The 23,380-nt window shown below is 68.9% G+C and carries 17 protein-coding genes and 1 pseudogene; 7 read left to right on the top strand and 11 right to left on the bottom strand.

Annotation, left to right across the window (positions count from 1 at the left end):
• Positions 1-154: 154 nt before the first annotated feature.
• The 4 genes and pseudogenes from QSJ95_RS32950 to QSJ95_RS05290 all read left to right on the top strand — a co-directional run.
• Positions 155-1,210, top strand: a pseudogene (locus QSJ95_RS32950) (methyl-accepting chemotaxis protein); the annotation flags it as partial.
• On the top strand, positions 1,196-2,068 hold the full coding sequence (locus QSJ95_RS32945) for a methyl-accepting chemotaxis protein (RefSeq protein WP_372241065.1): 873 nt from the start codon (positions 1,196-1,198) through the stop codon (positions 2,066-2,068). The pseudogene QSJ95_RS32950 and the gene QSJ95_RS32945, both read left to right, overlap by 15 nt.
• A 219-nt stretch (positions 2,069-2,287) precedes the next feature.
• Entirely contained in the window at positions 2,288-3,862 is a 1,575-nt protein-coding gene (locus QSJ95_RS05295) for a methyl-accepting chemotaxis protein (protein WP_285640615.1), read from the top strand.
• 68 nt (positions 3,863-3,930) lie between these two features.
• Complete coding sequence (locus QSJ95_RS05290; protein ID WP_009615389.1) at positions 3,931-4,359, top strand: UPF0158 family protein; 429 nt, start codon at positions 3,931-3,933, stop codon at positions 4,357-4,359.
• A gap of 722 nt (positions 4,360-5,081) precedes the next feature.
• Here QSJ95_RS05290 and QSJ95_RS05285 read toward each other — a convergent pair.
• From QSJ95_RS05285 to mexA, 3 genes are read right to left on the bottom strand one after another with little or no spacing between them, the layout of a single operon-like run.
• Complete coding sequence (locus tag QSJ95_RS05285; protein ID WP_061560523.1) at positions 5,082-6,527, bottom strand: AdeC/AdeK/OprM family multidrug efflux complex outer membrane factor; 1,446 nt, start codon at positions 6,525-6,527, stop codon at positions 5,082-5,084.
• Between the two features lies 1 nt (position 6,528).
• The gene (locus QSJ95_RS05280; RefSeq protein WP_043315852.1) at positions 6,529-9,672 is read right to left on the bottom strand and encodes an efflux RND transporter permease subunit; all 3,144 of its coding nucleotides are present in this window, start codon (positions 9,670-9,672) and stop codon (positions 6,529-6,531) included.
• A gap of 15 nt (positions 9,673-9,687) precedes the next feature.
• Positions 9,688-10,836 carry a multidrug efflux RND transporter periplasmic adaptor subunit MexA gene (mexA, locus tag QSJ95_RS05275; RefSeq protein WP_285640611.1) on the bottom strand — a complete coding sequence of 383 codons (1,149 nt, stop codon included), beginning with the start codon at positions 10,834-10,836 and terminating at the stop codon, positions 9,688-9,690.
• 265 nt (positions 10,837-11,101) lie between these two features.
• On the opposite strand from mexA, the gene QSJ95_RS05270 reads away from it, so the two are divergent.
• Positions 11,102-11,548 (top strand): MarR family transcriptional regulator, encoded by a 447-nt coding sequence (locus QSJ95_RS05270; RefSeq protein WP_009615279.1) that lies wholly within the window; start codon positions 11,102-11,104, stop codon positions 11,546-11,548.
• Between the two features lie 42 nt (positions 11,549-11,590).
• Here the strand turns inward: QSJ95_RS05270 and QSJ95_RS05265 are convergent, their stop codons facing one another.
• The 3 genes from QSJ95_RS05265 to QSJ95_RS05255 all read right to left on the bottom strand — a co-directional run bounded on the left by QSJ95_RS05265 (position 11,591) and on the right by QSJ95_RS05255 (position 14,471).
• Positions 11,591-12,166, bottom strand: a complete 576-nt coding sequence (locus QSJ95_RS05265; RefSeq protein WP_009615277.1) for a YceI family protein — start codon at positions 12,164-12,166, stop codon at positions 11,591-11,593.
• A 28-nt stretch (positions 12,167-12,194) separates the two neighbouring features.
• Complete coding sequence (locus QSJ95_RS05260; protein WP_009615275.1) at positions 12,195-12,749, bottom strand: cytochrome b; 555 nt, start codon at positions 12,747-12,749, stop codon at positions 12,195-12,197.
• A 237-nt stretch (positions 12,750-12,986) separates the two neighbouring features.
• On the bottom strand, positions 12,987-14,471 hold the full coding sequence (locus tag QSJ95_RS05255; protein WP_269961748.1) for a flavin monoamine oxidase family protein: 1,485 nt from the start codon (positions 14,469-14,471) through the stop codon (positions 12,987-12,989).
• Between the two features lie 154 nt (positions 14,472-14,625).
• Here QSJ95_RS05255 and QSJ95_RS05250 point away from each other — a divergent pair, with 154 nt between their 5' ends.
• Positions 14,626-16,029 carry an adenosylmethionine--8-amino-7-oxononanoate transaminase gene (locus QSJ95_RS05250; RefSeq protein WP_285640606.1) on the top strand — a complete coding sequence of 468 codons (1,404 nt, stop codon included), beginning with the start codon at positions 14,626-14,628 and terminating at the stop codon, positions 16,027-16,029.
• Between the two features lie 110 nt (positions 16,030-16,139).
• Positions 16,140-16,859 carry a 16S rRNA (uracil(1498)-N(3))-methyltransferase gene (locus QSJ95_RS05245; RefSeq protein ID WP_069862478.1) on the top strand — a complete coding sequence of 240 codons (720 nt, stop codon included), beginning with the start codon at positions 16,140-16,142 and terminating at the stop codon, positions 16,857-16,859.
• A gap of 287 nt (positions 16,860-17,146) precedes the next feature.
• On the opposite strand, the gene QSJ95_RS05240 is transcribed toward QSJ95_RS05245, so the two are convergent.
• The 5 genes from QSJ95_RS05240 to QSJ95_RS05220 form a co-directional block, all read right to left on the bottom strand.
• Positions 17,147-17,758: a LysE family translocator gene (locus QSJ95_RS05240; protein WP_043269477.1), complete on the bottom strand. Its 612-nt coding sequence runs from the start codon at positions 17,756-17,758 to the stop codon at positions 17,147-17,149.
• Positions 17,759-17,837: 79 nt separating this feature from the next.
• A complete protein-coding gene (locus QSJ95_RS05235; RefSeq protein WP_285640603.1) occupies positions 17,838-18,629 on the bottom strand; it encodes an AraC family transcriptional regulator in 792 nt (263 codons plus the stop codon).
• 10 nt (positions 18,630-18,639) lie between these two features.
• Positions 18,640-19,152: a chemotaxis protein CheW gene (locus QSJ95_RS05230; RefSeq protein ID WP_058072684.1), complete on the bottom strand. Its 513-nt coding sequence runs from the start codon at positions 19,150-19,152 to the stop codon at positions 18,640-18,642.
• Positions 19,149-20,186 (bottom strand): chemotaxis protein CheB, encoded by a 1,038-nt coding sequence (locus QSJ95_RS05225; RefSeq protein ID WP_009615262.1) that lies wholly within the window; start codon positions 20,184-20,186, stop codon positions 19,149-19,151. Before QSJ95_RS05225 ends, QSJ95_RS05230 begins: the two co-directional genes overlap by 4 nt.
• Positions 20,179-23,380, bottom strand: a 3,202-nt coding sequence (locus QSJ95_RS05220; protein WP_285640599.1) for a hybrid sensor histidine kinase/response regulator, incomplete at its 5' end; no start/stop codon positions are given. The genes QSJ95_RS05225 and QSJ95_RS05220, both read right to left, overlap by 8 nt.

The following is a 23,380-nucleotide window of genomic DNA, read 5'->3' as shown; positions in this document are numbered from 1 at the left end:
CAAGCGCCGCGGCAGGCCCGCCGGAGAGCGTCTGTCAGAAAATCACTAAAGAAATTTCAGATTCGTGTCGCCTCGCCGATATGACAGGCATTGGTCAATCGGCGGCCGCCCCCGCGGCAGCCGCAGCCCCATCGTCCCCTGGAGCGCCGCGTTCATGTCCCGCTGGTTCAGCAATCTCACGGTCAACTGGAAACTCGCCATCGGCTTCGGCCTGGTGCTGCTGCTCACCCTGCTCATCGCGCTGACCGGCGCGCTCAACCTGAACAGCCTGATATCCCGGGGCGACAAGATCGGCGAAATCTCCAAGCTGCTCGCCATGACCAAGGACCTGCGCACCACCCGCCTGAAATACCAGTCCAGCCGCACCGCGGAAGACGCCAAGCTGGTGGAACAGAGCATCAACGAGCTGGACCGGCAGCAACAGCGCGTCGGCCAGTTGCTCGTCGTGCCCTCGGACCTGGAGAAGGTCGAGCAGCAACGCCAGCTCACCAGCCAGTACCGCACCCTGTTCAAGGGCCTGCGGAAGTCCTTCGACAGCCGCGACAGCGCGCGCAAGACGCTGATCCGCAAGGCCTCGGTGGTCACCCAGGGGCTGGAGCTGGTGGAGCAGCACCTGGTGGAGAGCGGCAGCGTCGACTCCCTCAAGGCCATCGCCGACGTCTCCGAGCTGGGCCGCCAGTTGATGGACGCCCGCTTCCAGGTGCTCAGCTACACCGCCAACGAAGACCCCAGCCTCGAACAGGGCGCGTTCAGCGCCCTGGAGCAGGTCACCGCCACCGTGGAACAACGCGCCCAGGCCGCCGTGCCGGAGCAGCAGGCCAACTACCAGGCCGTGGTGAACGCCCTGCGCGACTACCGCAAGGCGCTGGACCGCTACCGCAACGAAGTCAACAACAGCCAGCAGGCGCGCGACCAGATGCGCGACAGCGGCCTGCTGATCGAGAAACTCAGCGTTGAACTGAGCGACGGCCAGACCGCCAAGCGCAATGAAGACGCCAGCCACGCCAAGCAGTTGCTGGCCCTGGCCTCGCTGCTGGTCCTGGTGCTGGGCGTGCTGGCGGCCTGGCTGATCACCCGGCAGATCGTCCTGCCGCTGCGCCAGTCGCTGGCCGCCGCCGCGCGCATCGCCGACGGCGACCTCAGCCAGGAACTGCGCGTCGAGCGCCGCGACGAGCTGGGCCAGCTGCAGGCCAGCATGCAGCGCATGAACCAGTCGCTGCGCGAGCTGATCGGCCGCATCCACGACGGCGTCACCCAGATCGCCAGCGCCGCCGAGGAACTCTCGGCGGTCACCGAGCAGACCAGCGCCGGGGTGAACAACCAGAAGAGCGAGACCGACCAGGTGGCCACGGCCATGACCGAGATGGCCACTACCGTGCTGGAAGTGGCGCGCAACGCCGAGGAAGCCTCGGAAGCCGCCAGCGCCGCGGACCGCGAGGCCGGCGCCGGCGCCCAGGCGGTCAGCGAGGCGGTCGGGCAGATGGACCGCCTGGCCGGCGAGGTGGGCCGCTCCAACGAGGCGGTGCAGCAGCTCAAGCGCGAGAGCGAGAAGATCGGCAGCGTGCTCGACGTGATCAAGGCGGTGGCCGAGCAGACCAACCTGCTGGCCCTCAATGCCGCCATCGAGGCGGCCCGCGCCGGCGACGCCGGGCGCGGCTTCGCCGTGGTCGCCGACGAAGTGCGCGCCCTGGCCCGGCGCACCCAGCAGTCCACCGAGGAGATCGAGGAACTGATCGCCGGCCTGCACAGCGGCACCCAGCAGGCCGTACAGCGCATGGAGAGCAGCCGCGCGCTCACCGACAACACCCTGGAACTGGCGCGCCGCGCCGGCGAGCGGCTGGAGGCCATCACCCGCACCGTCTCCGGCATCCAGTCGATGAACCAGCAGATCGCCGCCGCCGCCGAACAGCAGAGCGCGGTGGCCGAGGAGATCAACCGCAGCGTGCTCAGCGTGCGCGACATCTCCGAGCAGACCGCCGCCGCCAGCGAGGAGACCGCCGCCTCCAGCGTCGAGCTGGCGCGCCTGGGCACCGAGCTGCAGGGCCTGGTCGGCCGTTTCCGCCTCTGAGTCCTCCCCCTCCGGCCCGCCGTCCCGGCGGGCCTTTGCCGACGTAAGAAAAATTACCAATCTGGCACTGAAGTTTCAGACAACATCGCCGATAAGCTATGACGCACACAGATGCGTCCCGAAAAAGTCCCTCGCCTGCACGACAAGAAGAACGACAAAACAGCCTGCATTTCCGGCTTCGGGCCCGTCCCGCGGCCTCGTCTGCCTGGAGTATTCGACATGTACGATTGGCTGGTCCTTCAGCTCGGCCGCATGAACGTCAGCCTCAAGCTCACCGTGGGCTTCGGCATCTGCCTGCTGCTGACCCTGCTGGTGCTGCTCGGCGGCATCCAGGGCCTGAACGAACAGGGCGCCTACAGCGAACGCCTGACGCACATCGGTCAGCTCGACGGCGGCGCCCGCCAGGCGGAACTGGCGCGCCTGCGCTACCAGCTCGAAGGCAGCGCGGAACAGGCCCAGCGCCTGCGCTCGGAACTGGGCGAACTGCAGGCCGGCAGCGAGCGCCTGGCCCGCGACGGCCTCGCCGGGCCCCGCCTCGACACCCTGCGCCAGGCCCTTGCCGACTACGCCCAGGCCGCCGACGACCTGCTGCGCGCCGACCAGCAGCAGCGCGCCCAAGCCAACCCCGGCCTCGACAGCCGTGCCGAAGCCCTGTTCCGCGCCAGCGGCGCCCTGTTCGAAGAAGGGCTGCAGCAGCGCGACGCGGCGGCCAGCCAGGCGCAATGGCACCAAGCGCTGACCGCCCTGTTCGCGCTGTTCTTCGGCGCCCTCTCGGTGTGGGCGATCAACCGCCAGATCGTCCGCCCGCTGCACGAATCCCTCGAACTGGCCGAGCACATCGCCCAGGGCGACCTGTCCCGCGACCTGGGCGGCGACCTGCACCTGCAGCGCCGCGACGAGTTGGGCCAGTTGCAGCGCACCATGCTGCGCATGCGCGACAGCCTGGGCGAGCTGATCGGCCACATCGGCGGCAGCGTCGGCCAGTTGGCCACCGCCGCCGACGAGCTGTCGGCGGTCACCGAGCAGACCCGCGCCGGCGTCGACAGCCAGCGCCTGGAAACCGAGCAGGTGGCCAGCGCCATCGAGGAAATGGCCGCCACCGTGCAGGAAGTGGCGCGCAACGCCGAGCAGGCTTCCGGCGCCGCCCGCCAGGCCGACGCCCAGGCCCGCGACGGCGAGCAGGTGGTCGGCCAGGCCATCGCCCGCATCGACCAGCTGGCCGCCGAGGTGGAACGCTCCACCCAGGCCATGGCGCGCCTGCGCGGCGACAGCGGGAAGATCGGCAGCGTGCTCGACGTGATCAAGTCGGTGGCCGAGCAGACCAACCTGCTGGCCCTCAACGCCGCCATCGAGGCCGCCCGCGCCGGCGAGGCCGGGCGCGGCTTCGCGGTGGTCGCCGACGAAGTGCGCGCGCTGGCCCAGCGCACCCAGCAGTCCACCGCCGAGATCGAGGCGCTGATCGCCGCCCTGCAGCGCGGCGCCGAGGACGCCGCGCAGTGCATGGACGACAGCCGCGAGCTGACCGGCGACTCGGTCGAGCTGACGCGCCGCGCCGGCGACGCGCTGGCCGCCATCGCCCGCAGCGTGGCGCGGATCCAGGACATGAACCTGCAGATCGCCTCCGCCGCCGAACAGCAGAGCAGCGTCGCCGCCGAGATCAGCCGCAGCGTCGGCCAGGTCCGCGACATCGCCGAGCAGTCGGCCGCCGCCAGCCAGCAGACCGCCGCCTCAAGCAACGAACTGGCGCGCCTGGGCAGCGACCTGCAGGGCCAGGTCGGGCGCTTCCGCCTGTAACAGGATTGCAGCGGACAGGAAGGCCGCGCATGGGATAGGCTGGGCTCTCGCCCAACCGGAGAGTGACCATGCGCCCGCTGACCATCGACCTCGACGAACTCGCCGTCGCCCTCGACACCAGCGACATAGAGCACTACCTGGACCTGGGCAGCGGCCAGGTGGTGCCGCTGCTGAGCGACTCCCCCGACCCGGACCTGCTGCTCCTACTGGAGCAGGACCCGGAGCGCCTGCTGCCGATCGAGCCGCTGAGCAGCCGCGAATCCCTGGAACTGATGCGCGACTTCCTCCGCGAAGTCGGCGAACCCCACGCCTACGCCGCCATGGCCTCGGCCCTGGAAGGGCGCAAGCCGTTCAAGGCCTTCCGCCACGTGCTCATGGGCTACCCCGACCTGCTCCAGGCCTGGTACGACTACCAGGCCGAACGCCTGCGCGAATGCGCCCTGGACTGGCTGGCCGACCACGACATCCGCCCGGCCGGGCAAGGCGCCGCGTTGTAGGGACGCTCTTCGTAGGATGGGTTGAGCTTGCGATACCCATCGGACCATGGCGATGGGTATCGCTCCGCTCAACCCATCCTACGATGTCGACGCAACCCCACCCACGCCATTCCCCTGTAGGAGCGCGCCCTGCGCGCGAATCGCGGGCAGGGCCCGCTACAATTCCAGGGAGGCACGGTCGTAGGAGCGGACCTTGTCCGCGATAGCCGGACGTCCCGGCGCGATTCGCGGATGAGATCCGCAACCCCACCCGCGCCATTCCCCTGTAGGAGCGCGCCCTGCGCGCGAATCGCGGGCAGGGCCCGCTCCTACAATTCCCGGGAGGCACGGTCGTAGGAGCGGACTTTGTCCGCGATAGCCGGACGTCCCGGCGCGATTCGCGGATGAGATCCGCTCCTACGCCACCCCACCCGCGCCATTCCCCTGTAGGAGCGCGCCCTGCGCGCGAATCGCGGGCAGGGCCCGCCTACAATTCCAGGGAGGCACGATCGTAGCGGACCTTGTCCGCGATAGCCGGACGTCCCGGCGCGATTCGCGGATGAGATCCGCTCCTACGCAACCCCACCCGCGCCATTCCCCTGTAGGAGCGCGCCCTGCGCGCGAATCGCGGGCAGGGCCCGCTCCTACGAAGAGCACCCCGGCATGGCCTGCAGGACAAAAATCGCCGGGCTCCACAAACGAGAACGCCGCCCCGAGGGGCGGCGTTTTCGTAGGCATGGGCCTCAGCCCTTGGGCTGCGCCTTGGACTGCTTCTGCGCGGTGCTTTCCTGCCAGCCGCCGCCGAGCGCCTTGTACAGGTTCACCTCGCTGGTGAGCTGGTTCAGGCGGTCGGTGATCAGCTGCTGCTGGGCGCTGAACAGCGAGCGCTGGGCGTCGAGCAGGGTCAGGTAGTTGTCCACGCCGGTGCGATAGCGCTTCTCGGCCAGGCGGTAGTAGTCCTCGCTGGCCTTGACCAGGGCGCGCTGGGCGGTCAGCTGCTCACCATAGGTGCCCCGTGCGGCCAGGCCGTCGGCGACTTCCGAGAAGGCGGTCTGGATGGCCTTCTCGTACTGCGCGACGTAGATGTTCTTCTGCACCTTGGCCAGGTCCAGGCTGGCCTTCAGGCTGCCGGCGTTGAAGATCGGCAGGCTGATGGACGGCTTGAACAGCCAGGTGCCGGAACCCGCGTCGAACAGGCCGGACAGGTCCGGGCTCAGGCTGCCCGCGTTGGCGGTCAGGCTGATGCTCGGGAAGAAGGCCGCCCGCGCCGCGCCTATGTTGGCGTTGGCCGCCTTGAGCTGGTGCTCGGCTTCCAGCACGTCCGGGCGCCGCTGCAGCAGGTCCGAGGGCAGGCCCGCCGGCACCTGGGCCAGCACCTGCTGCTCCAGGTCCATGCCTTGCGGCAGGTCGGCCGGCACGCCGCTGCCCAGCAGCAGGGTCAGGGCGTTCTGGTCCTGGGCCACCAGGCGGGTGTACTGCGCCAGGGTCGCCCGCGCGCTTTCCACCGAGGTCTGCGCCTGGCGCAGGTCCAGGGCCGAGGCGACGCCGACCTCGTTGCTGCGCTTGGTCAGGTCGTAGGTCTTCTGGTAGGTGGCCAGGGTGTCGCGGGTCAGCTTCAGCTGGGCCTGGTCGGCGCGCAGCGTCAGGTAGGCGTTGGCGACGTTGGCCACCAGCGCGGTCTGGGTGCTGCGGCGCGCCTCTTCGGTCGCCAGGTACTGCTCGAGGGCCTCATCGCGCAGGCTGCGCAGGCGGCCGAACAGGTCCACTTCCCAGGCGGTGACGCCCAGGGTGGCGCCGTACTGGCTGCTGATCATGTCGTTGCCGGTGGTCGACACCCGCTCCGGCAGGCGCTGGCGCGAGCCGCTCACGTCGGCGCTCACCGCCGGGAACAGCTCGGCGCGCTGGATGCGGTACTGCGCCTGGTAGGCCTCGACGTTCAGCGCGGCGACGCGCAGGTCGCGGTTGTTGTCCAGGGCCACTTCGACCAGGCGGCGCAGTTGCGGGTCGCTGAAGAAGCTCTGCCAGTCGAGGTCCGCGGCGGTCGCGCCGCCGCCCTGGGCGCCGGCATAGGCCGGGCCCTGGGGGTAGGCCTGGGCTACCGGCGCCTCGGGGCGCTGGTAGTCCGGGATCAGCGAACAGCCGGACAGCGCGGCGGTCGCCAGGGCCAGGCTGAGTAAGGACTTTCTCATATCAATGCCCCTTCTCGGTGGTCGCCTGTTCCTTGGACGCCTTGTCCTTGAACAGGGTGCTGACCACCACGTAGAACAACGGCACCCAGAAGATCGCCAGCACGGTCGCGGTGACCATGCCGCCGATCACGCCGGTACCGATGGCGTGCTGGCTGCCGGAGCCGGCGCCGCTGGAAATCGCCAGCGGCACCACGCCGAGGATGAACGCCAGCGAGGTCATGACGATCGGGCGCAGACGCATGCGGCAGGCCTCGATGGCCGCGTCGACGATGTGCTTGCCCTCGCGCTCGTGCAGTTCCTTGGCGAACTCCACGATGAGGATGGCGTTCTTCGCCGACAGGCCGATGGTGGTGAGCAGGCCGACCTTGAAGAACACGTCGTTGGACAGCCCGCGCATCGAGGTGGCCAGCAGCGCACCGATGATCCCCAGGGGCACCACCAGCATCACCGAGAACGGGATCGACCAGCTCTCGTACAGCGCCGCCAGGCAGAGGAACACCACGATGGCCGAGAGCACGAACAGCGAGGTGGTCTGCGAGCCGGCCAGGCGTTCCTCGTAGGACAGGCCGGTCCAGGAGTAGCCGATGCCCTTGGGCAGTTGCTGGACGATCTCTTCCACCGCCGCCATGGCCTCGCCGGTACTGCGGCCCGGGGCCGGCTCACCGAGGATTTCCATGGCCGGCACGCCGTTGTAGCGCGCCAGCTTCGGCGAGCCGTAGGCCCACTTGCCGGTGGCGAAGGCGGTGAAGGGCACCATCTCGCCGCTGCTGTTGCGCACGTACCACTTGGCCAGGTCTTCCGGGCTCATGCGCGCACCGGGTTCGCCCTGGGCGTACACCTTCTTCACCCGGCCGCGGTCGATGAAGTCGTTGATGTACTTCGAACCCCAGGCGATGGAGATGGTGCTGTTGATGTCCGCCAGCGAAATGCCCAGCGCACTGGCCTTCTCGTCGTCGATCAGCAGCTGGTACTGCGGCTCGTCGTTCAGGCCGTTGGGGCGCACGCGCTGCAGCACGGGGTTCTGCGCGGCGAGCTGGAGGAACTGGTTGCGCGCCTGCATCAGCGCGTCGTGGCCGACGCCCGCCTGGTCCTGCAGGTAGATGTCGAAGCCGGTGGCATTGCCCAGCTCCAGCACCGCCGGCGGGGCGAAGGCGAAGACCATCGCGTCCTTGATGCTGAAGAAGTACTGCTGGGCGCGCTGGGCCACGGCGAACACGCTGTTCTCCGAGCCGGGGCGCTCTTCCCAGGGCTTCATCATGATGAAGGCCATGCCCGAGCTCTGGCCGCGGCCGGCGAAGTTGAAGCCGGTCACGGTGAACACCGAGCTGACCGCCTGGCCTTCCTTGTCCAGCAGGTACTCGCGCATGTGGTCGACCACCTTCTGCGTGCGCTCGGCGGTGGAGCCCGGCGGCGTCTGCACCTGGGCGAAGAGCACGCCCTGGTCCTCGTCGGGGAGGAAGGAGGTGGGGATGCGGGTGAACAGCCAGGCCATGCCGATGACGATGACCACGTACAGCAGCAGGTACGGCGAGCGGTGCTTGAGGATCGAGGTCACGCCACGCTCGTAGCCGTGGGTGGTGTCGATGAACTTGCGGTTGAACCAGCCGAAGAAGCCACGCTTGTGCTCGCCGTGGTCGCCCTTCTCGATGGGCTTGAGCATCGTGGCGCACAGCGCCGGGGTGAGGATCAGCGCCACCAGCACCGACAGGGCCATGGCCGAGACGATGGTGATGGAGAACTGCCGGTAGATCACCCCGGTGGAGCCGCCGAAGAAGGCCATCGGCAGGAACACCGCCGAGAGCACCATGGCGATGCCCACCAGCGCGCCCTGGATCTGGCCCATGGACTTGCGCGCCGCCTCCTTGGGCGGCAGGCCTTCCTCGGCCATCACCCGCTCGACGTTCTCCACCACCACGATGGCGTCGTCCACCAATAGGCCGATGGCCAGCACCATGCCGAACATGGTCAGGGTGTTGATCGAGAAGCCGAACGCCGCCAGCACGCCGAAGGTGCCCAGCAGCACCACCGGCACGGCGATGGTCGGGATCAGGGTGGCGCGGAAGTTCTGCAGGAACAGGTACATCACCAGGAACACGAGGAGGATCGCCTCGCCGAGGGTCTTGACCACTTCATGGATGGAAGCGGAGACCACCGGGGTGGTGTCGTACGGGTAGACCACCTTCATGCCCTCGGGCATGAACTCCTGCAGGCGGCCGATGGTGGCGCGTATCGCCTTGGCGGTGTCCAGCGCGTTGGCGCCGGTGGCCAGCTTGATGGCGATACCCGAGGCCGGCTTGCCGTTGAACTGCGCGTTGATGCTGTAGTCCTGGCCGCCGAGGCCCACCTGGGCGACGTCCTTCAGGCGCACCTGGGAGCCGTCGGTGTTGACCTTGAGCAGGATGTCGCCGAACTGCTCGGCGGTCTGCAGGCGGGTCTTGCCGATGATGGTCGCGTTGAGCTGCTGCCCCGGCAAGGCGGGCAGGCCGCCCAGCTGGCCGGAGGAGATCTGCACGTTCTGCGCCTGCACCGCGGTGACGATGTCGTTGGGCGTCAGCTGGTAGCTGTTGAGCTTGGCCGGGTCCAGCCAGATGCGCATGGCGTACTGCGAACCGAACACCTGGAAGTCGCCCACGCCAGCGGTACGCGACAGCGGGTCCTGGATGTTGGAGACGATGTAGTTCGACAGGTCTTCCTTGGTCAGGCTGCCGTCTTCGGAGACGATGCCGACGACCATCAGGAAGTTCTTCACCGCCTTGGTCACGCGGATGCCCTGCTGCTGCACTTCCTGCGGCAGCAGCGGCGTGGCCAGCTGCAGCTTGTTCTGCACCTGGACCTGGGCGATGTCCGGGCTGGTGCCCTGGTCGAAGGTCACGGTGATGGTCATGCTGCCGTCGGCGTTGCTCTCCGAGGAGATGTAGCGCAGATGGTCGAGACCGTTCATCTGCTGCTCGATCACCTGGACCACCGTGTCCTGCACGGTTTCCGCGGAGGCACCCGGGTAGCTGACCTGGATGGCGATCGCCGGCGGGGCGATGGCCGGGTACTGGTTCACCGGCAGCGAGAGGATCGACAACCCGCCCGCCAGCATGATCACCAGGGCTATAACCCAGGCGAAGATAGGCCGGTCAATGAAAAACTTCGACATTGCGAAACCCCTTGGTTAACCCTGGCTGTCCGAGGCGGCGGGCTTGCCGGCCTCAGGCGCGGGGGCGACGTTCTTCGCCGGCACGGCCTTGGCCTTGGCGCCGGGCTGGACGTACTGCAGGCCTTCGGTGATCAGGCGGTCGCCGGGCTTCAGGCCCTCGGTGACCAGCCAGTAGGCGCCGACGGTGCGGTCGGTCTTGATGTTGCGCAGCTCGACCTTGTCGTCGGCGCCCAGCACCAGGGCGGTGGGCTGGCCGCGCAGGTCGCGGGTGACGCCCTGCTGGGGCGCGAGGATGGCCTTGTCCTTCACCCCTTCCTGCAGCACGGCATGCACGAACATGCCCGGCAGCAGCTCATGCCTGGGGTTGGGGAACACCGCGCGGATGGTCACCGAGCCGGTGCCCTGGTCCACCGATACCTCGGAGAACTCCAGCTTGCCTTCCAGCGGGTAGGCCGAACCGTCCTCGAGGAACAGCTTGACCTTGGCCGCGTTGTCGCCGGCCTTCTGCAAGTTGCCGGCGGCCAGCTCGCGGCGCATGCGCAGCAGCGAAGTGGAGGGCTGGGTGACGTCGACGTAGATGGGGTCCAGTTGCTGCACCGTGGCCATGGCGGTGGCCTGGCCGTTGGTCACCAGCGCGCCCTCGGTCACCGCCGAGCGGCCGATGCGCCCGGAGATGGGCGACAGCACCTTGGTGTAGCGCAGGTTGATCTGCGCCTGGTCGACGGCGGCCTTGGCCTGCAGCGCGGCGGCCTGGGCATCGGCGTACTGCTGCTTGCTCACCGCCTCGTCGGCCACCAGCAGCTTGTAGCGCTCGGCCTGCTGCTGGGTGGACATCAGGTTGGCCTTGGCGCTCTGGTAGGTGGCTTCGTAGGTGGCCGGGTCGATCTGGTACAGCTGCTGGCCTTCCTTGACGTCGCTGCCTTCCTTGAACAGGCGCTTGAGAATGATGCCGTTGACCTGCGGCCGGACTTCGGCCACCCGGAACGCCGTGGTGCGGCCGGGCAGCTCGGTGCTCAGCGGCACCGTCTGGGCCTGCAGGGTCACCACGCCGACCTCGGGGGTCTGCGCCTGCTGCGGGGCCTCGTTCTTGCCGCAACCGGCAAGGGTAGCCATGGCGACGAGCAGGGCCGGAACCAGGGCGCGCTTGGCTGGCGTTCGTTGCATATCGTTGTCCTCGTAAGCGAAAGCATCCGGCACCACGGCGGCAGCCGGGCCGGAAAGGCTGGCAAAATACTTACATTCAGGTTTGTTTGTAAACGACCGAAAGCCTTGTCGGTAACCACCTGAAACGTTTTAGCCCATGGCGGGCGCTTCAGACGATTCCCATTCGGCGTGAGCGGCTTGTCATAAAGTTGATAGCGTCAACTAAAATAAGGAAAATGAATCGGCCGATCAATCGGCTTTACATTCCGTTTACCCCGTCCAGGCCATGACCCGTCCCGTGAATCCCGACCTGCCAGAGAACCTGATGGCGCTCTTCGAGCATCTGCGCAACCAGCTGCAGATGGGCCTGCTCGCCCAGGGCATCGACCTGGCGCCGCCGGACATCCGCCTGCTGGAGCTGATCGCCGAGGCCGAGGGCCTCATCAACCTGCAGGACGTCGGCCGGCAGATGTGCCGCGACAAGGCGCTGATCACCCGCAAGGTCCGCGAGATGGAGAGCCGCGGCCTGGTCCGTCGCGAGCGCAACCCGGGGGACCAGCGCAGCTTCCAGCTGTTCCTCACCGAGGCCGGCAAGGTCGTCCATGCCCAGGCCCAGGCAATTCTCGCATGCACCCATGACAGGCTCTTTGCACCGCTGGATGCCGAGGAGCAGCGCTGCATGGCGCACCTGCTGCAACGCTGCCTGGACGCCCAGGAAGAGCTGCCGCAGTAACGAAAACGCCGGCTTGCGCCGGCGTTTCGCTGCAACCGCGTCTTATTGACGCACACCCTCTACCGACAGCGTCAGCTCGACTTCCTGGGAAGCCGGGCCGAGGTCGCGCTGGATGTTGAAGTCCTTCAGCTTCAGGGTGGTGGTGCCGAGGAAGCCGGCGCGGTAGCCGCCCCACGGATCGTCGCCCTGGCCGACCAGCTCGGCCTTGATGGTGACCGGCTTGGTCACGCCGTTGAGGGTCAGGTTGCCGGTGATCTCGGCGTTCTTGCCGTCGGCCTTGACGCCGGTGGACTCGAAGGTCGCGGTGGGGTTCTTCGAGACGTTGAGGAAGTCGCCGCTGCGCAGGTGCTTGTCACGTTCGGCGTGGTTGGTGTTCACGCTGTTGGTGTTGATGGTCACCTTGACCTTGTCGGCGGCCGGGTTCTTCTCGTCGAAGGTGAAGGCGCCGTCGAAGTCGTCGAAGCGGCCGTACAGCCAGCTGTAGCCCAGGTGCTTGATGCGGAACTCGATGAAGGCGTGCTGGCCTTCCTTGTCGATCTTGTAGTCGGCGGCCATGGCCTGGCCGGCGCTGAACAGGGCGGTACCCAGGGCCAGGGCGGCGAAGGTCTTCTTCAGCATGGTGATCTCCATATGGTGCTAGGTGGGGTCAATCCGTGGAACGGCCGAGCATGCGCGTGAGGGTCGCATCGCGGTCGAGGAAATGGTGTTTGAGCGCCGCCAGGGCGTGCAGTACGGCGAAGACCACCAGGGCCCAGGCCAGGTACAGGTGGATGGCGCCGGCGGTGTCGGCCTGCTCGGGCAGCCCGCTCAGGGTCGCCGGCACGTCGAACCAGCCGAACACGCTGATGGGTTTGCCCTCGGCGGTGGAAATCAGGTAACCGGCGACGATCACCGCGATCAGCAGCCCGTACAGCGCCAGGTGGCCGAGCTTGCTGGCCTTGCGCGTCAGCGCGCCATGGTTGGCCGGGGCCGGCGGCGGCGGGCTGAGGAAGCGCCAGGCGATGCGCACGATCAGGGCGATGGCCAGCAGGATGCCGATGCTCTTGTGGATTTCCGGGGCGCGGTGGTACCAGGTGTCGTAGTAGTCCAGCTCGCGCATCCACAGGCCCAGGCCGAACAGGCCGAAGACCACCAGAGCGCTGCCCCAGTGCAGGAAGAGACTGACCAGACCATAACGGGAGGGCGAATTACGCCATTGCATCGAAAGGTTTCCTGATAAAGCCGGAGCATCAAGACTAGCGGCAAAACGATCGGATAAAAGTGGAAATTACTGCTTTGAAACATCGATTCACAAGATAGCTTCGCTGGCTAACGAGCATTCCAGAGCCTTCTGTGCCTCGTTCGAGATAACACCCCGGGCGCGGGAATTATTCGCCGCCAAAGAAAAAGGGGCGCTGGAAGGCGCCCCTTTTTCACAGGCAGTGGCGGGAACCGCGGCTCAGAACATGTCGGTGAACCAGGAGAACGCGCCCTTCTTCTTGCCCTCGCCCGCGGCCGGCGCCGCCGGCGCTTCGCTGGCCTTGGCCGGCGCGGGGATGCTGACGGTCTTGCCGTCGGCCAGGTCGCGCAGTTGCGCGGCGGCGCGCTTGCCGCTGCGCAGGGCGCCCTCGATGGTGCCCGGGTAGAGCGCGTCGGTGTGCTCGCCGGCGAAGGCGACGCGCGGCAGCGGCTGTTCCCAGGCGCGCCAGAAGCGGCTGATCTGCCCCGGGCCGTAGGCCAGGTAGGAGCCGCCAGTGCTGACATCGGTGCTGTAGCGGCGCATTTCGTAGCCGGAATAGGCGCCGCGCATCTTCGGGTAGTACTTGTTCATGCGGATCAGCACCTGGTCGACCATCTGCCGGTCGCCGAAGGCCTGCAGCACCCGGGCGTTGTCGCCGGAGAGGTTGATCAGCACGTTGGCGCCGCCCTTGAGCGCGGGCTCGACCCAGATCATGCCCAGGCCCTGGTCGCTGTAGATCTCGCCGGACAGGCGCGACTTGTCGTCCCACACCGGGCGCTTGAACTTCAGCAGGATCTGGTCGCGCCAGCCGTAGTTGGTGTTCTTCAGCGCTTCCTGCTGCCTGGCGTTGAGCCCCGGGGTCAGCTGGATCTGGGCCAGGGCGCGCAGCGGCACGGCGAGCACCACGTAGTCGGCGCTGTAGCCGGTGCTGCCGGCCTTGACGGTGACGCCGTCCTTGTCCTGCACGATGGCGCTGACGCGGGCGTTGGTCTTGATGGTCTTCAACTGCTTGACGAAGGCCTGGGCCAGCACCTGGCTGCCGCCCGGCAGGCGCGCAGCGCGCAAGTCGCGGTCGTCGACGTTGCGGTACACCCGGCCCTGCTGGGCGAGGTACAGCAGCGACAGGCGCGAGGGCTCGTCATAGTGCGAGCGGATGCGCTGGTTGACCAGCAGGCGCGCGGTCGGCGACAGGTTCAGCTTGTCCAGCCAGCGGGCGACGTTGAGCTGGTCGAGGGCGAAGAGGGTCTTGTTGGCCAGCGGGTCGAGCGGGTCGTCGATGGACGCCGAGAGATCGTTCAGCGACTTCTCGAAGCGCTCCAGGTCGGCGGCCACGGCGGGCATCTTCTGCTTCAGGTCGGCGGAGCTGTAGTAGACGCCGTCGATCAGGTAGCTGGGGGTACGCACGAATTCCGGCGCCGGCACCGCTTTCAGCTTGAGGGTGTCCAGGTAGCCGTTGAGGGTCGGCTGGGCCTTGGCGTTGCCCAGCCATTCGCTGGTGGCCAGGCCCGAGCGCCCGCCGATCTGCGGCTTGGCCTCCAGCAGGGTGACCTGCCAGCCCGACTGCTGCAGTTCATAGGCGGCGCTGAGGCCCGCCAGCCCGCCGCCGACCACGATCGCGGTCGGCTGTTTGTCCTTGCCCAGCGCGAACGCGCTGAACGCCGCCAGCGCCAGCAGCGAGGCCGCGCGCAGCCATCGAATCTTCATCGTGCATCCCCCAACATGGTGCGAAGGCGCGCAGCATACGCCAGCGCCCAGTGGCCGGCCAGATGCCACCCTCTGCCGTGTGTCGCGGCGCGCGCCTTGTCCGTCCATGTCCCATTGCATAGGCTTGCCCGACGACTTCAAGAGGAGACCTTCCATGGGCCTGAACGCCGAGTGGATGCAGCGCGACCTGGAGGTGCTCTGGCACCCCTGCACCCAGATGAAAGACCACGAGCGCCTGCCGGTCATCCCCATCCGCCGCGGCAAGGGCGTGTGGCTGGAGGACTTCGAGGGCAAGCGCTACCTGGACGCGGTCAGCTCCTGGTGGGTGAACGTCTTCGGCCACGCCAACCCGCGCATCAACCAGCGCATCAAGGACCAGGTCGACCAGCTGGAGCACGTGATCCTCGCCGGCTTCACCCATGCGCCTGTGGTCGAGCTGTCCGAGCGCCTGGTGCGCCTCACGCCCGAGGGCCTGTCGCGGGTGTTCTACGCCGACAACGGCTCCTCGGGCATCGAGGTGGCGCTGAAGATGAGCTACCACTACTGGCAGAACTGCGGCCAGCCGGCGAAGAAGCGCTTCGTCACCCTGACCAACAGCTACCACGGCGAGACCGTGGCGGCGATGTCGGTTGGCGACGTGGCACTGTTCACCGAGACCTACAAGTCGCTGCTGCTGGACACCCTCAAGGTGCCCAGCCCGGACTGCTACCTGCGCGCCGAGGGCGAGAGCTGGGAAGCCCATTCGCGGGCCATGTTCGAGCACATGGAGCGCACCCTGGAACAGCATCACCGGGAAGTCGCCGCTGTCATCGTCGAGCCGCTGATCCAGGGCGCCGGCGGCATGCGCATGTACCACCCGGTGTACCTCGAGCTGCTGCGCGAGGCCTGCGACCGCTACGGCGTGCACCTGATCCACGACGAGATCGCCGTCGGCTTCGGCCGCACCGGCACCATGTTCGCCTGCGAGCAGGCCAGCATCACCCCGGACTTCCTGGTGCTGTCCAAGGCGCTGACCGGCGGCTACCTGCCGATGGCCGCGGTGCTGACCACCGACAAGGTCTACCAGGCCTTCTACGACGACTACGCCACCCTGCGCGCCTTCCTGCATTCGCACACCTACACCGGCAACCCGCTGGCCTGCACCGCGGCCCTGGCGACCCTCGACATCTTCGAGCAGGACAACGTGATCGAGGCCAACAAGGCCCTGGCCGCGCGCATGGCCTCGGCCACCGCGCACCTGGCCGACCACCCCCACGTGGCCGAGGTCCGCCAGACCGGCATGGCCCTGGCCATCGAGATGGTCCAGGACAAGGCCAGCCGCGCAGCCTACCCCTGGCAGGAGCGCCGCGGCCTGAAGGTCTACCAGCACGCCCTGGAACGCGGCGCCATGCTGCGCCCGCTGGGCAACGTGGTGTACTTCCTGCCGCCCTACGTGATCACCCCGGAGGAAATCGACTTCCTCGCCGAAGTGGCCAGCGAAGGCATCGACATCGCCTGCCGGGACTCGGTGAGCGTGGCGGTCAGCGGGTTGTACCCGGATCATCGGGATCCGGGCTAGCGGCTGAGAGCCGAGAAGAGCGCTGGAGGCCGAAGGCTGGACGAAATGCAAAGCGGGCTGCACCATGCCGCTCTTCGTTCAGCCTCCAGCCTTCAGCGGCTTTGTTTCCTATGCGCCTTTCCCGCTTCTTCATCGACGCCCCCCTCGCCCTCGGCCAGCACGAGCTGCCCGAGGCCCAGGCCCATTACATCGGCCGCGTGCTGCGGCATGCCGCCGGCGATGCCGTGCAGTTGTTCGACGGCTCCGGCCAGGAATTCCTCGGCGAACTGGTGGAAGTAGGCAAGAAGAACGTGCGCGTGGAGTTGCGCGAAAGCTTCGCCGGCCTGGCCGAGTCGCCGCTGCGCCTGCACCTGGGCCAGGGCCTGTCGCGCGGCGAGCGCATGGACTGGGCGATCCAGAAGGCCACCGAACTGGGCGCCGCGCGGATCACCCCGATCGTCAGCGAACGCTGCGAAGTGCGCCTGAAGGACGAACGCGCCGACAAGCGCACCGCCCACTGGCGCCAGATCGCCATCAGCGCCTGCGAACAATGCGGCCGCTCGGTGCTGCCGCAGATAGACGCGCCCATCAGCCTCGCCGAATGGCTGCAGGCCACCGAAGCGGACCTCAAGCTGGTCCTGCACCCGGTGGCCGAGCCTCTGGCCAGCCACGCCCGCCCGGGCAGCCTGGCCTTCCTCATCGGCCCGGAAGGCGGCCTGAGCGACGCCGAGGTGGAACAGGCCAGGGCCGCCGGCTTCCACGCCGCCCGCCTGGGCCCGCGGGTGCTGCGCACCGAGACCGCGCCGGTGGTGGCACTGAGCGTGGCGCAGCAGCTGTGGGGCGATTTCTGAGGTAGCCGGCGGAACCTTCGGCTATCGCGGACAAGGTCCTGCGACCGTGCCTCCCCGGCCCCATCGTGGCGGGCCATGCCCGCGGTTCGCGCGCAGGGCGCGCTCCTACAGGGGAACGCCGCGGCTGGCGCAGCCTAGGAGCGGACTCCGTCCGCGATATCCCGGAACCGGCCCGTCGGCCGGATCGCGGATGAATCCGCTCCTACAGGTGGGTTCGAAGCCCCGTAGGATGGGTTGAGCGAAGCGATACCCATCGCCGTAGCGATTGGCGCGCCAGACGCGCGCCCTCAAAGCCCGCGCAGCGCCAATCCGGCCAGGCCGAGCAGCAGCAGGCCGCAGCCGGCGTAGCTGACGCGGTGCCAGAACAGCGAGGTGTTGCGCCGCAGCCAGTCCACCAGGCCGGCGCAGAGGAAGCACCAGATCAGCGACGAGAGCATGAAACCGGCGAAGAACACCAGCGACTGCGCCTGGCTCGGGGCGCCTTCGACGATGCCGGCCAGGGCGCTGCCCAGCGCGCCCCAGTAGACCACGTTCTTCGGGTTGGACAGCGAGATGGCCGCCCCGGAGGCGAAGGCGTTGCCGGCGCTGGTGGCCGCCTCCAGGTCGTCCAGCGGCGGGCGCCAGGCGTCGCGCAGGCCCTGGATGCCGAGCCAGGCCAGGTAGCCGGCGCAGGCCAGGGTCAGCGGCACGCGCACTTGTTCATGGGCCAGCAGCAGGGCCAGGCCTGTCAGCCCGAGCAAGGCCCAGACCGCATCGCCGATCAATGAACCCAACTGCACCAGCAGCGCCGGACGGAAGCCGCCGGTCAGGCCACGGCGCAGGGTTTCGCTGAACACCGCCCCCGGCGAGATGTTGAAGGCGAAGCCGAACAGCAGGGCGGCAAGGAAGATGGCGAGCATGGGGCGGAACTCCGGAAAGCGGGAATGCGCCTATTCTCCCCAGGCGATGGCGGAAAAACTTGAACCGGATTGCGCCGCTTCAGCCGCGCAGCGTGCGCTGGTAGCGGCCGGGGCTGATGCCGTAGGCGCTGCGGAAGTGACGGGTCAGGTGGCTCTGGTCGGCAAAACCCAGGGCATGGGCGGCATCGCCCACGGCGACGCCTGCCCGCAGCAGCGCCAGCGCGCGCCGGGTGCGCAGTTGCATGGCCCACTGCCGCGGACTCATCCCGGTGTGCTGCTTGAAGGCCCGCAGCAGGTGGAACCTGGAGACCTGCACCTGTTGCGCCATGGCCTCCAGGCTCAGCGGCTCGGCGAGGTTGGCGGCGAGCAGTTCCTGCAGGCGCTCCACCGGACGCCGGCCCAAGGCCGCCGTCTGCGGCGGGCGGGTGCCCGCGTGCCGCGCCAGCTCGGCCAGCACCAGGGTCAGGCGCTCCTCACCGCGCTCGCGCAGGAAGGTATCGCCGGACAGGGCCAGTTCCACCGCACGGGCCAGTTCCCCCGCCAGTTGCGGGTGCGCCAGGAGCGGCCGCTCGAAGGCCAGGCGCTGCAGGCCAAGGCTGGCGGCCAGCATGCTTTCCGGCAGGTAGAGGCTGACGAAGCGCCAGGGTTGGCCGTCGGCGGCGCCGCCGCCCTGGATCTGCCCCGGGTTATAGAGAGTGATGTCGCCGGCGCCGGCCTGGAAGCTGCGGCCGTCCAGCCAGATGTCCTCGCTGCCGCAGAGGTTGGCGCTGATGACGAATTCGTCGTGGCTGTGCTTGTCGAAGCGGTGCCCGCTCAGCGCCGCGCTGGCCACTTCGCAGCCATCGCCCAGCCAGGCGTGACGCAGCGCCATGGCCGGGGGCTCAGATCAGCCCGGCGTCGGCGAGCTTCTGCTCCAGCGCCACCAGGTCGGGGATGCGCACCAGGTCGTCGCCGACGCTCACCGCCGCCAGTTCCAGCGGCGCCAGCTCGGCCTCGGCGCGAGGCAGCTCGGGACCGACCTTGAGCGAACGCGGGATGCCCTGGGCCAGCAGCGCCAGGAACTTCACGTGGGGCCGTCCGCCCAGGGCGTTGAGGACGATGACCCGCGCCCCCGGCCCGACCTGGGCCGCGCCGCCGGAAGCCGCCTCGAAGGACAGCAGCGGCAGGCGCAGGTCGCGCCAGGCCACCTGGCCCAGGTACCAGGCCGGCAGGCCCGGCTGCGCCTGGGGCGCGCGGTAGGCGATCAGTTCGGCCACGGCCACGTTGGGCAGCAGCAGGGTGCGGTCGGCCAGGGGCACCAGCAGCCCGGTCAGGCTGGCGGGCGCCTCGTCGGCGCCGAGGTTGGCCGGGGTGCCGTTCACAGGGGCTTCCTGCGGCAAGGAAAGATCACTCATGACTCCACTCCAGTGGCCGCACACTGCGCGGCCAGGTGTTCGACCAGGGCCGCGGCGAGTTCGCGCGGGTCGGCCGAGAAGGTACTGTAGCCGCCCTCGCGCAGGCTGTCGGGCATGCTCGAGCAGGCGCAGCCGTCCGCGCGCTGCGTCCAGATCTCGGCGCCCTGGCGGCGCACGTAGGCGGCCGCGGCGCTGCCGTCGCTGCACATGCCGCTGAAGACTATCACCCCGCAGCGGCTGCCGAACTGCTGGGCGAGGTTGAGCATCATCTGATCGATGGACGGGCTGTAGGGCTCCGGCCAGGCCCGCTGGCCCAGGCGCATGCGGCCATCCTCGGCGAAGCCCAGCTCGTGCTGCACCGGCACCACCACCACTTCGCCGCAGCGCAGCCAGTCGGCGTCGCGGGCGAGGTTGACGCGCCACTGGCTATGCCGCCCCACCGCCTGCGGCAGGCTCTGCTCGAACGACGGGGCGATGTGCTGGGCATAGAGGAAGGCCAGCGGCAGGCCGCCCGGCAGCGCATCGAGGAACGCCTTGACCGCCGCCGGGCCACCCAGGGATGCGGCCAGCAGCCAGACCTGGCGCGCCGGCTCGCCCACCTGCAGCGGCGAGGCCGCCAGGTCGTCGGGCAAGGCGATGCGGTTCGGCCGCTGGGCCTCGCTCAGCAGCGCCTCCAGGCTCTGGCCGACATTGGCGCTGGGGTCGCCCACCAGGCGCCGCAGCTTGCCCACCAGGCGCCGTTCCCAGCGCGGGTAATGCTCGGAAAGCCGCTCGGGGGCATGGCCCTCGCCGAACAGCACCGGCACCTGGGCCTGCTCCAGCAGGTTGTCGAGCAGCGGCGTGTCCTCCTGCTGGGCCAGGTCGACCAGCCACAGGTCGGTCTCGCAGGCGGCCAGCTGAGCCTCGTCCAGGCGCCCGGGGTCGGCGTTGAGCACCACCTGGTAGCCATGCCCGGCCAGCGCCTGCTGCAGCACGTGGCGCTGCAGCGAGGTGTCGGCGATGATCGCGATCCTTGCGCCGCTCTGCTCAGGCATGGGCGGTCACCAGCGCCTGGATGCTGTCGAGCAGCTCGGACTCCTGGTAGGGCTTGCCCAGGTAGCGGTTGACGCCGATGGCCAGGGCCCGCTCGCGGTGCTTCTCGCCGGTGCGCGAGGTGATCATGATGATCGGCAGGTCCTTCAGGCGCTCGTCGTGGCGCACCAGGGTGGCCACCTCGAAGCCGTCCATGCGCGGCATCTCGATGTCCAGCAGCATGATGTCGGGTTTGTGTTCCTGCAGCTGGGCAATGGCGTCCACCCCGTCCTTGGCGGTCAGCACGTTCATGCCGTTGCGTTCCAGCAGGCGGCTGGTGACCTTGCGCACGGTGACCGAGTCGTCCACCACCATGACCAGGGTCGGGCGCTGCTGCTCGCTGTCCGCCTGCGGCGCATTGGGCAGCGCGCGGCGCGGCTGGGCATGCAGGGCGAGGCTGGCCAGGCGGGCGCGGATGGTCGCCAGCAGGTCGAGGATCACCACCACGCGGCCGTCGCCGAGGATGGTCGCCCCGGAGATGCCGCTGACCCCGGCGAACTGCGCGCCCAGGCTCTTCACCACGATCTCGCGGGAGCCGGCCAGGGCGTCCACCTGCACCGCCACCGCGTGTTCCGCGGAGCGCACCAGGATCACCGGCAACGGCAGCGACTGGCCCACCAGCTTGGGCTGCTGGCCGTTGTTCAGCAGATCGCCCAGGTATTTCAGCTCGTAGTCCTGCCCGGCATATTCGAAGTGTGGCGCATGGCCCTGCTTGCCGCCCTCCTCGTAGAGGGCCTCCAGCTCGTAGGGCGAGACGCGCACGATGCCCTCGATGGTGTTCAGCGGCACGGCGTACAGGTCCTCGCCGGAAAGCACCATGAGCGCGCGGTTCACCGATACGGTGAAGGGCAGGCGGATGGCGAAGCGGGTGCCCTGCCCCGTCTCCGAGTGGATGCTCATGGAACCGCCGAGCTGCTTGACCTCGGCGTTGACCACGTCCAGGCCGACGCCGCGCCCGGAAATCTGCGTGAGCTTCTCGGCGGTGCTGAAGCCGGCCTCGAGGATGAACTGCAGCACCTCGTGGTCGGAAAGCTCGGCATCGGCCGCCATCAGGCCGCGTTCGACGGCCTTGCGGCGCACCGCGTCGAGGCGGATGCCGCCGCCGTCGTCGGCCAGGCTGAGGAGGATGTCGCCCCCCTCGCGGCCCAGCTCCAGGCGGATGCTGCCGGCCTCCGGCTTGCCGGCGGCGCGGCGCGCGTCGGCGGATTCGATGCCGTGGTCGACGGCGTTGCGCAGCATGTGCTCCAGGGGCGCGACTATGCGCTCCAGCACGGTGCGGTCCATTTCCCCTTCGGCGTTGCCGACGATGAATTCCACCTGCTTGCCCAGTTCGCCGGCGACCTGCCGGACGATACGCCGCAGGCGCGGCACCAGGCGGTCGAAGGGCACCATGCGGGTGCGCATCAGGCCTTCCTGCAGCTCGGTGTTGACCCGCGCCTGCTGCAGCAGCAGGGTCTCGGCGTCGCGGTTCTTCGCGGCCAGGGTTTCCTTGAGGTCGAACAGGTCGGAGGCGGACTCGAACAGCGCGCGGGACAGCTGCTGCAGCTGCGAGTAGCGGTCCATCTCCAGCGGGTCGAAGTCCTCGTAGCCGGCGCGCTCGGCGTCGGCCTGGTGGCGCGAGAGGATCTGCGCCTGGGTCTCGGTGTCGAGGCGGCGCAACTGGTCGCGCACCCGCTCGATGGTGGCGTCCATCTCCGTGAGGGTGGAGCCGACGTCGCTCACCTGTTGCTCGACGCGGCCCCGGAAGATGGAGGTTTCGCCGGCCAGGTTGACCAGGTTCTCCAGCAGCGGCGCCGGGACCTTCACCAGCTCCTGCGGGGCGCGCCGCGCGGCGGCCTGCTGCGCGGCCTCCTGGGCGCGCTGGACGAAGGGCAGCACCTTGGGCGCCTCGCTGCGCGGCGGCTCGGCGACGGCCATGATGGCGCCGGCGGCCAGGACCGGCAGCGGCGGCTCGACCGGCTCCGGCTCGCTGGCGGGCGGCGGCGTGACGGCCGCGGCGCTTTCCGCGGCGGCATCGGCCTCGCCGACCTGCTGGCGCAGGTGGTCCACTTCGTTCTGCAGGCCGTCGAAGCCGGACTGCACGTCGAGCAGCAGGCTGTCCGGCCAGGGCGCGCCCTGACGCTGGGCTTCGGTGAGGTGCTCCTCGAGGTCGTGGGCGAGGTCGCCGAGGGCGTTCTGCCCGGCCAGCCGCGCACCGCCCTTGAGGGTGTGGAGGATGCGCAGCAGCTCGTCGAGGGCGCCGTGGTCGCCATCGGCGTCCCAGCGGCCCAGGGCGTGCTCCATGCCTTCGAGCAGGTCGTCGGCCTCTTCCAGGAAGATGTCGATGATGTCCGCCGCCGGCTCGTCGCCGGCCAGCAGCGACGGCACCAGCGGCTGCAGGCTGACGCTGCTGGGCATGCTCAGCTGTTCGTCGGGGTTGGCGCGGAAGTCGCGGATCGCCGCGATCAGCGACTCGCCCTCGGGAACCGGCCGCCGGCCCTGCACCGCCTCGAGCATTTCCGCCAGGCGGTCGTGGCAGCGCTGGAGCAGGGCGAAGAGCCCGTCGCTGGCGCGCAGGCGCCCGCCGCAGAGGCCTTCGTAGAGGTATTCCAGTTCGTGGGCGAGGTCGCCGATGGGGCGGATCTCGGCCATGCGCGCGCCGCCCTTGAGGGTATGCAGGTCACGCTGCAGGGCTTCGAGCTCGACGCCGTTGTCGACGTTGCCCATCCAGCGCTGCAGCGCGCCGGCCGCGCTTTCCAGGATGTCGAAGCCTTCTTCGAGGAAGATGTCCACCAATTCCTGGTCGTGCACTTCCAGCGGTTCGAACGCCGGTTCCGCCGCGGGCTCGACGTCGTCGGACTGCTCCAGGGCCTGGGCGCTGGGATCGCTTTCCGCCTCATGGAGGAAGGTGGCGAGGTCGATTTCCTCCAGCACCGGGTCGACCGCCTCGGGCGCCGTGCCTTCGGTCTCCGGCTCCTGCTCGGGCTCGGGCTCGGATTCGCTCTCGTCGACGATCGGCAGCGGCGGCTCGTCCGCCAGCGGCTCGGCTTCGGCTTCGGCTTCGGCTTCGGCTTCGGCTTCGGCTTCGGCTTCGGCTTCGGCTTCGGCTTCGGCTTCGGCTTCGGCTTCGGCTTCGGCTTCGGCTTCGGCTTCGGCTTCGGCTTCGGCTTCGGCTTCA

Source organism: Pseudomonas sp. NBRC 100443 (assembly GCF_030268185.1).
Classification (GTDB): domain Bacteria; phylum Pseudomonadota; class Gammaproteobacteria; order Pseudomonadales; family Pseudomonadaceae; genus Pseudomonas; species Pseudomonas citronellolis.
This window is presented reverse-complemented; position numbering and strand designations above follow the sequence as displayed.

Excerpts from the sequence above, each read along its gene's own strand:
- QSJ95_RS05260 (WP_009615275.1), bottom strand. The coding sequence starts at position 12,749 with ATGCAATGGCGTAATTCGCCCTCCCGTTATGGTCTGGTCAGTCTCTTC.
- QSJ95_RS05265 (WP_009615277.1), bottom strand. The coding sequence starts at position 12,166 with ATGCTGAAGAAGACCTTCGCCGCCCTGGCCCTGGGTACCGCCCTGTTC.
- QSJ95_RS05225 (WP_009615262.1), bottom strand. The coding sequence starts at position 20,186 with ATGCCTGAGCAGAGCGGCGCAAGGATCGCGATCATCGCCGACACCTCG.
- QSJ95_RS05285 (WP_061560523.1), bottom strand. The coding sequence starts at position 6,527 with ATGAGAAAGTCCTTACTCAGCCTGGCCCTGGCGACCGCCGCGCTGTCC.
- QSJ95_RS05290 (WP_009615389.1), top strand. The coding sequence starts at position 3,931 with ATGCGCCCGCTGACCATCGACCTCGACGAACTCGCCGTCGCCCTCGAC.
- QSJ95_RS05235 (WP_285640603.1), bottom strand. The coding sequence starts at position 18,629 with ATGGCGCTGCGTCACGCCTGGCTGGGCGATGGCTGCGAAGTGGCCAGC.
- QSJ95_RS32945 (WP_372241065.1), top strand. The coding sequence starts at position 1,196 with ATGCAGCGCATGAACCAGTCGCTGCGCGAGCTGATCGGCCGCATCCAC.
- mexA (WP_285640611.1), bottom strand. The coding sequence starts at position 10,836 with ATGCAACGAACGCCAGCCAAGCGCGCCCTGGTTCCGGCCCTGCTCGTC.
- QSJ95_RS05255 (WP_269961748.1), bottom strand. The coding sequence starts at position 14,471 with ATGAAGATTCGATGGCTGCGCGCGGCCTCGCTGCTGGCGCTGGCGGCG.
- QSJ95_RS05250 (WP_285640606.1), top strand. The coding sequence starts at position 14,626 with ATGGGCCTGAACGCCGAGTGGATGCAGCGCGACCTGGAGGTGCTCTGG.
- QSJ95_RS05270 (WP_009615279.1), top strand. The coding sequence starts at position 11,102 with ATGACCCGTCCCGTGAATCCCGACCTGCCAGAGAACCTGATGGCGCTC.
- QSJ95_RS05295 (WP_285640615.1), top strand. The coding sequence starts at position 2,288 with ATGTACGATTGGCTGGTCCTTCAGCTCGGCCGCATGAACGTCAGCCTC.
- QSJ95_RS05230 (WP_058072684.1), bottom strand. The coding sequence starts at position 19,152 with ATGAGTGATCTTTCCTTGCCGCAGGAAGCCCCTGTGAACGGCACCCCG.
- QSJ95_RS05240 (WP_043269477.1), bottom strand. The coding sequence starts at position 17,758 with ATGCTCGCCATCTTCCTTGCCGCCCTGCTGTTCGGCTTCGCCTTCAAC.
- QSJ95_RS05280 (WP_043315852.1), bottom strand. The coding sequence starts at position 9,672 with ATGTCGAAGTTTTTCATTGACCGGCCTATCTTCGCCTGGGTTATAGCC.
- QSJ95_RS05245 (WP_069862478.1), top strand. The coding sequence starts at position 16,140 with ATGCGCCTTTCCCGCTTCTTCATCGACGCCCCCCTCGCCCTCGGCCAG.